Source organism: Pseudomonas weihenstephanensis (assembly GCF_001043055.1).
Classification (GTDB): domain Bacteria; phylum Pseudomonadota; class Gammaproteobacteria; order Pseudomonadales; family Pseudomonadaceae; genus Aquipseudomonas; species Aquipseudomonas weihenstephanensis.
Genome location: NZ_JYLF01000001.1, coordinates 512122 through 525802, shown reverse-complemented (window position 1 = coordinate 525802; position 13681 = coordinate 512122). Strand labels below are relative to the sequence as shown.

Genomic DNA, 13681 nt, shown 5'->3' with positions numbered 1-13681 from the left:
ACTAGACTGAGTCCACACCCACCCACTCCAGGAACACATCATGAAAATTCTGTTGATCGGCGCACACGGCACCATCGGTTCGGCCATTGATCGCGAACTCTCGGGCCGCCATGAGATTGTGCGCATTGGCCTTAAAAGTGGTGACGTGCAGGTGGACATCAGCGACAGCGCCTCGATTCGCAAACTGTTTGAACAAACCGGTCGATTTGACGCGCTGATCTGCGCCGCCGGTAGCGTCACGTTTGCTCCCTTGGGCGAGATGAGCGAAAAAGACTTTGCATTGGGCTTGCAGAACAAGCTCATGGGCCAAGTCAATTTGCTGTTGATCGGACGCGAATTCGCCAATGATGGCGCCTCGTTCACCTTCACCAGCGGTGTGATCAATCGCGAACCGATTCGCACGGGCAGTTCGGCCGCGCTGGTGAATGCCGCACTGGATGGTTTTGTAAAAGCTGCCGCCATTGAACTGCCCCGTGGGCTACGGGTGAACTCGGTCAGCCCGACGGTGCTCGAAGAAGCCATGGGCCATTACGCACCGTACTTCCGCGGTTTCAAGCCGGTGCCGGCTGCGGACGTGGCTTTGGCGTACGCCAAAAGTGTCGAAGGTCTGCACACAGGTCAGACCTATCAGGTGGGCTAAACACTTGTGATGCGCGTCGCGCCTAAGTAACGTGGCGACACTTGTCAGGAGTCCCAATGATGCGTGTTGCCCGTTCCTTCGTTTTAGTCGCCCTGCTCCCCGTGTTTGCGGGCTGCCAACTGTTCAACAGCAAACCGGTGGACAGCAATGCCGGTTTGTCCCGCCTGCAAGGTGAACTGCTCTCGGCCAACGGCGAGCTGGTGTTCCAACCCTGTATCGGGCAACAGCGCTATGTGGTTCGCGACAGCGCTGACACCACCCTCGTACAAGATGCGATGGATATGCCTGTCAAACCTGGCGCGTTATTCGCAGACATTCGTGGCAGCTTTACTGCCAGCAAATCAGCCGGTTCCGATGGCGAAGTCAATGTTAAGCAGCTCTATCGTCTGGAGCGCAGCAGCAGCGCCTGCAAAGACCCGAACTTCAAACAACTGACCGTGCATGCCAACGGTAACGGCCCGGCGTGGGAAGTGCGCGCCAGCGGCAAAGGCCTGCAAATGACCCGTGAAGGCCAGCCACCGCTGGTACTGCCCTATGTTGAAGAACAAGTGGGCGACGGCCGCTTCTACTTGTCCACTGAAGCCAACAACCAACGCATCGAACTGTGGGTCGCCCCGCAACGCTGCACCGACAGCGTTGATGGCAGCGTGCAGCACCTGGGAGCAGAACTGCGCGTCAATGGTCAGGTTCAACGCGGCTGCGGTTATTTCGGCGGCGCACGGAACGATTAATCGACGGTTGTTACTGAACATTGCCGTTTTAGCCTGACGGTTTTACCCCGAAGCAGCCTATAATCGCCGGTCTATGGCTGCTGGGGTATACCTGGCCCCGATACTGGACACCGTCATGTTACGAATTACCGAACTCAAGTTGCCGATCGACCATCCCGAAGAAGACCTGCGCCCTGCCATCGTGCAACGCCTGGGCATCGCCGATGCTGACCTGCTCGACTTCACCTTGTTCAAGCGCAGCTACGATGCGCGTAAAAAATCTTCCGAACTGTGCTTTATCTACACCATCGACCTGTCGGTGCGTGATGAAGCGCCGTTGCTGCTCAAGTTCGCGGACGACCGCAACGTCAATCCGGCACCGGATGTCAGCTACAAAGTCGTCGGTCACGCCCCACACGATTTGAGCGAACGCCCTATTGTGGTCGGCTTCGGGCCTTGCGGCATTTTTGCTGGCCTGTTGCTGGCACAGATGGGTTTCAAGCCCATCATCCTTGAGCGCGGCACTGAAGTGCGCCAGCGCACCAAAGACACGTGGGGGCTGTGGCGCAAAAACGTGCTCAACCCGGAGTCCAACGTGCAGTTTGGTGAAGGCGGTGCCGGGACATTCTCTGACGGCAAACTGTACAGCCAGATCAAAGATCCCAAGCACCACGGTCGAAAAGTGCTGCACGAGTTCGTGAAAGCAGGCGCACCCGACGAAATCCTCTACGTCAGCAAGCCGCATATCGGTACGTTCCGTCTGACCGGTGTCGTAGAAAACATGCGTCAGCAAATCGAAGCGCTGGGTGGCGAAGTGCGCTTCCAGCAACGCGTGGCAGATGTACTGATCGACAATGGTCAGCTGACCGGCGTGGTACTGACCGATGGCGAGCAACTGAACTCCCGCCATGTGATCCTGGCGTTGGGCCACAGTGCCCGTGACACCTTCCGTATGCTGCATGACCGTGGCGTGTACATGGAGGCCAAGCCGTTCTCGGTAGGCTTCCGGATTGAACACCCGCAATCGCTGATCGACAGCGCGCGGTTGGGCAAATACGCCGGTCACCCGAAACTGGGTGCCGCTGACTACAAGCTGGTGCACCACGCTAAAAACGGTCGCTCGGTGTACAGCTTCTGCATGTGCCCTGGCGGTACTGTGGTTGCCGCCACCAGCGAGCCTGGCCGTGTGGTCACCAACGGCATGAGCCAATACTCGCGTAACGAGCGCAATGCCAACTCGGGCATCGTGGTCGGCATCACCCCCGAAGACTACCCGGGCGGCCCATTGGCCGGTATCGAACTGCAAGAGCGCCTCGAAGCGCACGCCTACATTTTGGGGGGCAGCAACTACGAAGCGCCGGCGCAGTTGGTCGGTGACTTTATTGCTGGTAAACCTTCGACGGCGTTGGGCAGTGTAGAACCGTCGTACAAGCCTGGCGTAGCGCTGGGCGACCTGGCGCTGGCCTTGCCCGATTACGCCATTGAAGCCATCCGCGAAGCCTTGCCTGCGTTTGAGAAGCAAATCAAAGGTTTCTCGATGCATGACGCGATCCTGACCGGTATCGAAACCCGCACCTCATCGCCCCTGCGCATGACCCGTGACGCGTCGATGCAAAGCCTCAACGTCAAAGGGCTGTTCCCGGCCGGTGAAGGCGCCGGCTATGCGGGCGGCATCCTGTCAGCCGGGGTGGATGGCATTCGTATTGCCGAAGCCGTGGCCCGTGACATGCTCGGCCTCGACGCCTAAAAGCGAATGGGCCCTGTAGGAGCGAGGCAAACGCGCTCCTACAGGTTTTTTTCCAACGTTGTTACACCCCTTTCCTACGGTCGTTAACGGCATATTCCCGACTCAATTTGACATACAACGGCCAACGTTTTTGGCAGTGTGAGATCACGCACCTGCTTATAACAAAAAAGAATATAGTTTTTGTTTTAACAACTAACCCCACAGGTTAGGGTGTTGCACCCCTTTACTCACTGATGGAGAGCGACCTTGCCTCTGCGTAGCACTTTCACTCGTTTCTTTCAGTTGGAAGCTGCCAGCGGTTTGCTGTTGATTGCCGCAGCCGCTCTGGCTTTGATCATCAACAACTCACCGCTTTCGCACTTCTACATGGCCTTTTTGGACACGCCCGTGGCTGTGCAAATCGGTGCCTTGCAAATTGCCAAACCTTCTCTGCTCTGGATCAACGATGGCCTGATGGCCTTGTTCTTCCTGTTGATCGGCCTTGAGGTCAAACGCGAGTTGCTGGAAGGCCAGCTGTCCAAGCCGTCCCAAGTCGTGCTGCCCGGTGCGGCGGCGATTGGCGGCATGGTGGTGCCAGCGCTGATCTATTGGTTCATCAACAAGGACTACCCGGACGCACTCGGCGGCTGGGCTATCCCGATGGCCACCGACATTGCCTTTGCACTGGGTGTGCTGGCACTGCTGGGCAAGCGTGTTCCCGTGTCGCTCAAGCTGTTCCTGATGACCCTGGCAATCATCGACGACTTGGGTGCGATCGTCGTGATTGCACTGTTCTACTCCAGCGAACTGTCGGGTATCTCCTTGGCTCTGGCAGCCGCATGCCTCGTCGCGTTGATCCTGATGAACCGGATGGGCGTGATAAAAGTGGCGCCGTACATGATCGTCGGTTTGATCCTGTGGGTGTGCGTGCTCAAAAGTGGCGTGCACGCAACCTTGGCCGGTGTCACCTTGGCGTTCTGCATCCCGCTGCGCACCAAAAACTCGGAGCCATCACCCCTGATGACCATCGAGCATGCGCTACACCCTTGGGTGGCTTACGGGATTTTGCCGCTGTTTGCGTTTGCCAATGCGGGCGTCTCGCTGTCCGGCATCACCCTGCATAACTTCATCAGCCACGTACCAATGGGGATCGCCGCAGGCTTGCTGATTGGTAAAACCGTCGGCGTGTTCGGCCTGACCTGGCTCGCAGTCAAAACCGGGTTGGCCGCATTGCCGTCCGGCGCTAATTGGGGGCAAGTCTTTGGCGTGGCGATCCTGTGCGGTATCGGCTTCACCATGAGCCTGTTTGTCGGCTCACTGGCGTTTGTCGCGGGCAGCAGCGACTACGTGGGCATGGACCGCATGGGTATCCTTACCGGTTCGATCCTGGCGGCGTTGATCGGTTATGCCGTCACCGCTATGGCGAGTCGCAAGCAACAACTCTCCTCGTAGCCGTACGATTCGCACCTGCGCTCTGTAGGTGTTCGGTCGAGCCGTAACCCCTGTCACTGCGGTATGTCTGACATACCCTGTTGACGGGGCTTACGACGACCCTGTCGCCGGATGCAGCCTCGCGTTGCTCGTCAGTGGCTACAGGTTTTCACGCAGGCGACAGGCAATAAAAAACCCCGGCCAGTTCACACTGGCCGGGGTTTTGTTTTTGCCCGATGACTTATTGAGTGACGCGGCTGGTGCCGTCAACGGTCATGATGCGCACGCGCTCACCGGTGCGGAACACTTGGTTAGGTTCAACTTGTTGAACATAAGCACGGGTGCTGCCGTCGTCTTCACGCACGGTAATCTCAACGCCCTGGGTTTTAGTCAGGCCCGATTCAGCCGCAGAACCCAGCAAGCCACCGGCGACAGCGCCGATAACCGCTGTGACGATGCTACCGCGCCCGCCACCAATCGCACTGCCGCCCACCCCACCTACGATGGCGCCAGTTGCAGCACCGATTGGGGTCTTGGTGCCTTCAATTTGCACAGGGCGTAAAGCCACGATGGTGCCCATACGAACCGTTTGTACACGGCGGGCTTCATCACGCGAGTAAGAGTCGCCAGTCAAGTTGGAGGTGCAGCCGCCCAACAAGACTGTCATGGTAGAAAAAGCAGCAATTAACAGTACGGACTTACGCATTTAGATCAACTCCAAAAGATCAGGGGTTCATTAAACTCCGCTGCTTGAGGCCTGTCACGGCTCAACCCGGATAAAATGGCCTTTATTCAGCGCTTGTACAGGCAAATTCAAGCCATTACTTATTCAAAACGTTAAGCAAGCGTAGCGGGAAATCGACGAATTCGCCTCGCCCATCACAGGACCGTCATGGACTACTTCATCATTTTCATCACCACTGCCGCCGGGTTGTATTTCCACGGGTGGCTGTATGTCCGTATCAAGCGCTGGATGGACAGGGATTTGGCGCTGTCTTTAGCGGGAGACGATCCCGCCAAGAAGGACTTTATGCTGCAACGCCTGACAGCAGCGCGCCAGCAGAAGATCAAACGCCGCGACTTGCCTCAATGGCTGCAAGCTGCGGCGGCTGACTACAGCATCAAGGCGCCAGCCGCTCCCGCGTCCAGTCAGCCCCGTCACGCCGATAGTTGAGACGATCATGCAAGCGGCTAGGTCGCCCCTGCCAGAACTCGATACGCTCGGGTAACAACCTGAATCCGCCCCAGTGCTCAGGACAATGGGGCTGCGTGTCGCTGAAACGCTCTTGAGTAACGCGAAGCAATTGGGCTAACGCCTCACGGTCTGCAATGACCTGACTTTGCGGTGACGCCCACGCGCCGATCCGGCTGCCCAGTGGGCGCACCTGATAGTAAGCGTCGGATTCCTCTGGCGTAACCTTGACCACCTGGCCCTCGATACGCACCTGACGCTCCAGCGTTGGCCAGAAAAATGTCATGGCTGCGTAAGGCCGTGCTGCCAGTTGCTGACCTTTGGCACTTGTGTAGTTGGTAAAGAAGGTAAAGCCCTGTGCATCCAGCCCTTTTAGCAGCAGGACCCGGCAATGCGGACGCCCTTCATCATCAACCGTTGCCAAGGTCATGGCATTGGCTTCGACAGGCGGTTGCTCGGTTTTGACCGCATCCGCAAACCATTGGTGAAACAGCGCGAAAGGCTCCGCCGGGGCCTGAGCCTCGGCGAGTCCATCACGGGTGTAATCGCGTCGCATATCAGCCAGCGCTTGAGTCATGACACCCTCCCGTTAATCAAACCGATTAATTCTTGGCTTGAGCGTTGGCAACGTCCTTTTTAGCCGCTGCGCTTTTCGCGACGACGGCTTTCTTGGCCGGCGCAGCTTTCACGGGTTTCTTGGCTGGCGCGGATTTTTTGGCAACGACGGCTTTCTTGGACGCGGCCGCGCCCTTTTTAGCCGCTACGGCCTTGGTGGGCGCAACGGCAGGCTGCACGGCAACCAGATCGGCTGGCGACAACGTTGGCTGGCTGTATTTGCTGACCAGCGCCAACATGGTGTTTTGCGGCGTCATCAGAATTTCAACACGACGGTTCAATGCACGACCTTCGTTGCTGTCGTTGGCCGCTCGCGGCATCACCGAACCCATGCCACGCAGGGTCAACCGGTTGGCTTGCAAGCCGCTCATGCGGAAAATAGCCGCCACCGAACGCGCACGGTCCAGGCTCAGCTTGGTGTTACCCGCCATAGCGCCCGTGGAGTCGGCATGGCCGAGTACCAGCACGGCGGTTTTAGGATCGCCTTCAACCACTTTAGCCACGCGTGTGAAAGGGCCCAGCATAGAAGGCATCAACAAGTCAGGACGCGTGGCTTTGAACGAGCTGTCCGCAGAAGCCACGATCACCAGCAGGCTTTCGCGACGCTCAAGTTGCAGGTTGGTGTCTTTGATGGCCGCACGCAAACGGGGTTCGTATTCGTCCAGCCAGGCTTGCGTGATTTTTGGGTCCGGCATCGGGACGACGTTGCCAGCGGTCGTTTTGCTGTCTTTAGCAGTGCTGCCGAACGGCCACCACCAGTTCTTTTCAGTGCTGGTAGCCGCTGCGGGCGCGGCCGCCACGGTTTTTGGCTTTTCAGTCGAGGCGTCTTTCTTCGCGCTGTCAGAGCCGAAAGGCCACCAATCGAAGCCGCTGTCTTTTTTAGCGTCTGCTAAAGCTGGCGCAGGTGCGGCCTTGGCAGCCACGGGCGCAGAGGCTTTTTTATCCGCGGGTTTGGTCGCTACGGCATCCTTTTTATCGACCGAAGCGGGGGCGTCAGCTTGGTCAGACGCGCCCAGCTGCCACCATTTGTGGCCACCTTCGGCGTCATTTTGTGGAGTTTGTGCGCAACCGGTGATTGCCAGGCACAGGGCCAAGGCGAGGGTCTTATTAGATGACATTGAATATCCACACAATGAATTAGAAATAATCGGACGCGATATACGTATAAAAAAGCGTATTAAGCGCATTAAAGCCACAGTGATCCGACCTACGGCTTACAAAAGAGTCTTACAAACACGTCGCTAATACCTGCACCAGCTTTTGTGCTCGCGGGTCCATCAGTACATAAGGCCCCAACGTGTTGGTGACGAAGCCAAAGGCCACCTCCCGTTGCGGGTCCGCAAAACCAATCGAACCGCCCGCCCCCGGATGGCCAAATGCCTTAGCACTTAAACCATAGGTTGCATTCCCAACCTGGGGCTGATCCAGCATGCAACCCAGGCCAAACCGCGTCTGGGTGCGTAATGTTTTGTCTTCACCCACGCTGTGTTCACGCGTCAGCTCAGCGAACATCTCGGGGCCTAATAGCCTGCCATCCAGTAAACCGCTGTAAAAACCGGCCAGACTGCGGGCATTACCATGACCATTGGCAGCGGGCTGTTCCATCCGGCGCCATTGCGGCTTATTGGTGCTGGTCATAATAGACGGCGGGTTGGTAAATGCCCGGGTGCTCATGGACGCAGGCTCTTTCATCATCGCCATCAATAAGCGCTGCGCAGACGCATCGCCCTGCGAGCCCTTGCTGCGAGCGATATGCGCCACCCGGTAAAATTCGTCATCTGCCAGCCCGATATGAAAATCCAGGCCCAAAGGCTGGGCAGTACGCGCCACGATCGACTGGCCAGGGCTGCGCCCGTCTGCGCGACGAATCAACTCACCGACCAACCAGCCATAGGTGATGGCGGCATAGCCATGGCCTTCGCCCGGCGTCCACCAAGGCGCCTCAGCAGCCAGCGCATCCACCATGGTTGGCCATTCATACAACGCTTCTGGCGCCAACAGTTCGCGCAATGCAGGCAGCCCGGCACGGTGACTCAGCAATTGGCGCAAAGTAATAGAGGCTTTGCCCGCTGCCGCAAATTCAGGCCAATACTTTGCCACGGGGACGTCCAGCGCCAACTTGCCCTCTTCCACCAATTGCAAAGCGGTCACGGCAGTAAAGGTTTTGGTGCAGGAAAACAGGTTGGCAATCGTGTCGGTATGCCACGTTTGCTCACCGTCTTTGTCCGCTGTGCCGGCCCACAGATCAACCACCGTGTCACCGCCAATCTGGATGCACAGCGCTGCACCGCGCTCTTGCGGATCATTGAAAAGATCGGCAAATGCTTCGCGCACTGCTTCGAACTTAAGGTCGTGAAAACCCTGAATCTGCACCCGCACCTCCTGGTTCAAGCATGGCTCTACAAGGCGTGCATTGTTCCAGTCCCTGTCAGATTTTGAAACAGACTAAACGGTTCTGAACGCACAATTTTTGAGCATGCGAAATCACCCGCCAAAGGTAACGAGATAAGAGTGGATTTTTTGTGAAACATACTCGGGATTTCAGCAGAGCGTGTAAGAGCGAGCATGCCTCGCAAGCGCTTTGACCAGCAATCAGTCAAAACCTGGGGTTTGGATGGTGAGAAAAAAGTGCTGTGTGCGAGTAAACAAAGCTCGTTTTAAGCGTGGGAAGTAAACGTGAAAAGGTCCGATCAGCGACGAAAGACACCGCCGCTGATCGGGGCTCATAGGATCAGTGACCTTTACCTGAATGCCCGCCCGCGTGGCCCGCACCTGAGCCGCCTTCATTGCCGTCCTGTGGCGCATGGCGTGGCGCTTTGAGCACTTTTTGTGCGTCAGCTTGGGCCTTGGCAGCCTCTTGGCCGAGTTGCTCAAGCACTTGCAAATTGGTCTTACGCACGCTGTCGACAAACCCGGTAAACGGTAAATCGGTGATGCCGACCAAACCGAAATGCCCGTTTTCACCATCCAACAGGCGCCCGGTCACGGGCTGATCCAGGTATTGGAACCAATGCACGCCCACAATCGAGGGTTCTGCCACGGCTTGCTTAAGGAACTTGGCGTAGGCCGGGCCGCGGGCTTCTTCATTGGCCACTTCTGTCACACCGCCCCAGAACGGGCCACGGTCACGCGAACCGAAATTGAACTCGGTGATCATGACCGGTTTGTCCAGTGCATGCAGTTTGGCGAAGTCGTAGCCGTCCTGAGGTTGCAAGGTGTAGAAGTTGAAACTCAGTACGTCGCAATACTGCGCGCAAGACGCCACCGCCTGCGGGGTGCTGACTGCAAATCGGCCGCCCAATAACAGGTGATTGGGCGCGTGCCATTTCAAAGAATCGGAGAGGGTCTTGAAGTACGTGTCGGCAAATACTTTTTGGAAGTTTTGATAGTCGGCTTCGATTTCCGGGTGTTGCGGATTGGGCAACGGTGCTTCGAAGCCCGGGTCTTCGAGTAGTTCCCACGCAGCAATTTCAACGCCCCACGCCTTGGACAAGCCCTGCTGGTTACGGTATTTGTCGCGCAGTTGCTTGAGGAACGCACGCTTGGCCGGCACGTCAGTGGTCATGCGCAACGTGCCGAAGGCCAGTGCATAACGGCTTTTGGCATCATCGCCGGGACCAGCCCATGCCAATTCGTTGTCTGCAAAGTAGCCGATCAACCACGGATCGTCACGATGGTCACGCGCCGCAATGGCCACAGCGCGTTCGGTAGCCATTGCAAAGCGCGGGTCAAACGGGTCAGGCATGCCGCCCCACCAATCAGAGCCGGTGCTGATGCTGGCGTAATCACCAACGATCGACAGTGGCAGGGTGTAAGGCACACGATCATTCTGGCCCAACTGCGGGTCGCTCCAGTTGCCGATGGTGTTGAAACCCCATGCTTGCAGGCGATCCAGCGTGTGGGTTTGCCAGCGTTTGGCATCGAAGGCCTGCGGCGCACAAGGTGTGGCCGGCTGTGCGCCATCGGCGGGTTTAGTGACACTGCACGGCTGACCATAAATGCGTTGCAGGTTAGCGCCATAAAAGTTGTACCAGCGCCCGGCGTTGAAATCGCGGCCCTGAGTCGCACCGTTGCCATTGTTGTGGTTTGACGTGCCGTAGTAGGCATGCAACGGCTGGTCTTTTTCAGGCAAAGTGCTGAACATCCATTCCCGCCCGGCGACGTACGTCTGACTGTCGTTGGCCGTGACGGCATTCAAGCCCAGGGAGTAAAAAGGGTGGCCCTCGGGGGTGACCAGATTCCAGCGCCCGTCGCGCTTTTCAGTCCGGAAAAAACCCGTGGCTTCAAAAGGGGTGCCCGTGGTCCAGCCGCCGTATTGGTCCTGATCGCCACGTTTGGCCAACCATCCTTTGAGCTGTTGCTGCTCTTTGGCGGCTGCGGCCTTTAGCTGCTCGTCATTGGTCACGCGCTCCGGCCATCTGGCGCGGGTTGACTGCCCATAGCCGTCCACGATCGAGCCGTACACGGCTTTAATTACTCCCTCGCCGTCTTGCACGCCAAAACGTTCCAGCAAGATGCTTTGCGCTGCATTGGGATGCGGGATCGACAGGGTCACCGACACCACCTGGCTGCGATCAAGTTCGCCCTGGCTGGCGGCCAGCAAAATACGTTGCCCATCCAGGGTCATTGGCATCGGCGGCCCGGCGCGCATGCCCTGGCTATGCGGGGTGTTGGCTTGCATGGGTAATAACAATGTCTGCGCAGGTCCGGCTGGCAAGGCGACCCGGCTGGTCAGGGTTTTACCGTTGCTGCTGTGAACCGTGATGTCGAGGGTCAGCGCCCAGTTCATGGCATTTTGAATGCGCAAGGTCATCATCCCGGACTGCGACCAGTCCCACACACCGGTCTGCGGTTTCAGGATCAGGCTCGGGGTCGTGGCCGGGTTGAAGGTTACACGGCGCAGCACCTCACCCTCCGCCGTTTGCTCCGCATTGTATTGCGGCAAGCTCGCATCCACGGTCGCCACCTGGACCACATCGGCAGGGCGAACGAAGTTGAACAAGGTTTGTTGACCCGCAGGCGCCGCCAGAAGCGGGGTCGTGACCAGCAGCGCTAAAACAGCAGAAAGCGAACGGCGAATCATAAGACAGTGGTTCTCCCTGACGACCGATAAGCGGCCTGTAAGGTGGTGAAAGACAAAGCATAGACAGCAAAATCGGCCATATGGCCGACTTGCACTTAAGAAATTTCGCGCCGGAAAGGCGGCAAGGCATTCAAAATCGCCTTGCCATAACGTTGGGTGACCAGTCGTCGATCCAGCAACGTGATCGTCCCGCGATCCTGCTCGGTGCGCAGCAGGCGCCCGCAAGCCTGCACCAGTTTGAGCGAGGCATCGGGCACGGATATTTCCATGAACGGGTTGCCACCGCGCGCTTCAATCCATTCCGCCAGTGCCGCTTCAACGGGATCGTCAGGCACTGAGAACGGGATTTTGGCAATGACCACGTGCTCACAGTAGGCGCCGGGCAAGTCCACGCCTTCGGCAAAACTGGCCAGGCCAAACAGCACACTGGAGTCGCCGCCGTCGACCCGCGCCTTGTGCTTGTTGAGTGTTTCCTGCTTGGACAGATTGCCCTGAATGAACACCTGCTTGCGCCAGTCGCGCTCCAGCCCGTCGAACACGTCCTGCATTTGCTTGCGCGATGAAAACAGCACCAGCGTGCCTTTCGAACCTTCGACCAACCCTGGCAGTTCGCGAATGATCGCAGCCGTGTGGGCCGTGGCATCACGCGGGTCAGCCTTGAGGTCGGGCACTCGCAACACCCCTGCATCGGCATGATGAAACGGGCTTGGCACTACCGCCGTCACGGCCTTTTTGGGCAGGCCGGCACGCATACGAAAGCGATCAAATGTGCCCAGAGCGGTTAACGTGGCCGAGGTCACCAGCGCCCCATACGCCACGTTCCACAGATTACGACGCAGCATTTCAGCGGCCAGAATCGGGCTGGCGTTGACCTCAATGTCAAACAACGAGCCGCTTTCAGCCAGGGTCAGCCAGCGCGCCATCGGCGGGTTGTCTTCAGGGTCTTCGGTGGTGAAGGCCGTCCACAGCTCCCAATTACCTTGGGCGCGGGATAGCAAGCTGCCAAACAATGGGTACCACTCTTCAGCCTGATTGCTGGTGATGCCGATACTGACCTCACCGTCCATGCCGTCTTTGAGGATTTCGGTCAAACGGGTGAACAGGTCGGTGAGGCGCGAGAAACCTTTTTTCAGTTCGATGCCCATTTCGCGCATGTGCTCGGGTATCAATCCCCCGACAAAACGATGGCGCGGGCGCTCACGACCTTCAGGCTCTTCACCGACCTTGAAGTCAGCGATTTGCTCGCAGGTGGTGAACATGAAATGCTGTTGTGCCTTGATCTCTTTGGCCAGCTCAGGCACTTGCTCCAGCAAGCGCCCCAAGTCGCCCGGCAACGGGTGTTGCGCCAGCAGCTTGGTAAGGTTCTTGGCAGTCTGCTCCAGCCAGTCGGCGGTCGAGCGCAAACGCGTGTAATGCGCAAAGTGACCGATGGCTTTGTCCGGCAGGTGGTGACCTTCGTCGAACACGTACAGCGTGTCACGCGGGTCGGGCAACACCGCGCCGCCGCCCAGGGCCAGGTCTGCCAGCACCATGTCGTGATTGGTCACGATCACGTCCACTTTGCTCATGCCTTCGCGGGCCTTGTAAAAGGCGCATTGGCCAAAATTGGGGCAATGCCGGTTGGTGCATTGGCTATGGTCGGTGGTCAGACGCGCCCAATCCTGGTCTTCGAGGGCCTGAGGCCAACTGTCGCGGTCACCGTCCCACTTATTGCCCGCCAGTTTTTCGATCATGCTGGTGAACAGTTTTTGGCTGGCTTCGTCGACTTCAATCTTGAAGCCTTCCTCTTCGAACAGCTGCGCGGTCGCCGTTTGGGCGTGGCCTTCTTGTAGCAGCATGTCGAGCTTGGACAAGCACATGTAGCGCCCACGGCCTTTGGCCAGCGCGAAACTGAAATTCAACCCGCTGTTGCGCATCAGGTCAGGCAGGTCTTTGTAGACGATCTGCTCTTGCAGGGCCACGGTCGCCGTGGCGATGACCAGACGCTTGCCGGCGGCCTTGGCCGTAGGAATCGCCGCCAGGCTGTAAGCCACGGTTTTACCGGTGCCAGTGCCCGCTTCTACAGCGACCACGGCCGGTTCGCCACTGCGGTGGCCTTCTTCATCGGTGTCAATGTCGCCGAGCACCTTGGCCACTTCAGCGATCATCAACCGCTGGCCGTAGCGTGGTTTGAGGCTCTTGGCTTCGAGAAAACGCGAGTATGCGCCCTGGATCTGGGATTTGAGTTCGGTACTAATCATGGTTCTTCGGGCGCGAGAAACGCTGGATAAATTTTCAGTGGTTC

Annotated in this window: 11 protein-coding genes; 5 read left to right on the top strand and 6 right to left on the bottom strand. The window is 58.0% G+C overall.

Translation table 11 applies throughout. The features are described from left to right. The first annotated feature begins 40 nt into the window (after window positions 1-40). The 4 genes from TU86_RS02510 (at window position 41) to nhaA (ending at window position 4528) form a co-directional block, all read left to right on the top strand. Entirely contained in the window at window positions 41-640 is a 600-nt protein-coding gene (locus tag TU86_RS02510) for a short chain dehydrogenase (protein ID WP_048362719.1), read from the top strand. A 59-nt stretch (window positions 641-699) separates the two neighbouring features. Continuing rightward, a complete protein-coding gene (locus tag TU86_RS02505) occupies window positions 700-1371 on the top strand; it encodes a COG3650 family protein (protein ID WP_048363024.1) in 672 nt (223 codons plus the stop codon). A gap of 115 nt (window positions 1372-1486) precedes the next feature. Then, entirely contained in the window at window positions 1487-3097 is a 1611-nt protein-coding gene (locus tag TU86_RS02500) for an NAD(P)/FAD-dependent oxidoreductase (protein WP_048362718.1), read from the top strand. Between the two features lie 246 nt (window positions 3098-3343). Next, window positions 3344-4528 (top strand): Na+/H+ antiporter NhaA, encoded by a 1185-nt coding sequence (nhaA, locus tag TU86_RS02495; RefSeq protein WP_048362717.1) that lies wholly within the window; start codon window positions 3344-3346, stop codon window positions 4526-4528. Between the two features lie 220 nt (window positions 4529-4748). On the opposite strand, the gene TU86_RS02490 is transcribed toward nhaA, so the two are convergent. Next, window positions 4749-5213 carry an outer membrane lipoprotein gene (locus tag TU86_RS02490; RefSeq protein ID WP_048362716.1) on the bottom strand — a complete coding sequence of 155 codons (465 nt, stop codon included), beginning with the start codon at window positions 5211-5213 and terminating at the stop codon, window positions 4749-4751. Window positions 5214-5399: 186 nt separating this feature from the next. Between TU86_RS02490 and TU86_RS22270 the strand changes: the two genes are divergently transcribed. Next, window positions 5400-5681, top strand: a complete 282-nt coding sequence (locus TU86_RS22270; protein ID WP_048401075.1) for a hypothetical protein — start codon at window positions 5400-5402, stop codon at window positions 5679-5681. Here TU86_RS22270 and pdxH read toward each other — a convergent pair. The 5 genes from pdxH to dinG all read right to left on the bottom strand — a co-directional run bounded on the left by pdxH (window position 5629) and on the right by dinG (window position 13637). Next, window positions 5629-6276, bottom strand: coding sequence for a pyridoxamine 5'-phosphate oxidase (pdxH, locus tag TU86_RS02485; protein WP_048362715.1), 648 nt, complete (start codon window positions 6274-6276; stop codon window positions 5629-5631). The two genes, TU86_RS22270 and pdxH, sit on opposite strands and share 53 nt — an antisense overlap. A gap of 25 nt (window positions 6277-6301) precedes the next feature. Beyond that, window positions 6302-7432 (bottom strand): OmpA family protein, encoded by a 1131-nt coding sequence (locus TU86_RS02480; RefSeq protein ID WP_048362714.1) that lies wholly within the window; start codon window positions 7430-7432, stop codon window positions 6302-6304. Window positions 7433-7541: 109 nt separating this feature from the next. Further along, window positions 7542-8687, bottom strand: coding sequence for a serine hydrolase domain-containing protein (locus TU86_RS02475; RefSeq protein ID WP_048362713.1), 1146 nt, complete (start codon window positions 8685-8687; stop codon window positions 7542-7544). 358 nt (window positions 8688-9045) lie between these two features. Next, complete coding sequence (locus TU86_RS02470; RefSeq protein WP_048362712.1) at window positions 9046-11397, bottom strand: beta-galactosidase; 2352 nt, start codon at window positions 11395-11397, stop codon at window positions 9046-9048. Window positions 11398-11492: 95 nt separating this feature from the next. Further along, a complete protein-coding gene (dinG, locus tag TU86_RS02465; protein WP_048362711.1) occupies window positions 11493-13637 on the bottom strand; it encodes an ATP-dependent DNA helicase DinG in 2145 nt (714 codons plus the stop codon). Between the last annotated feature and the right edge of the window lie 44 nt (window positions 13638-13681).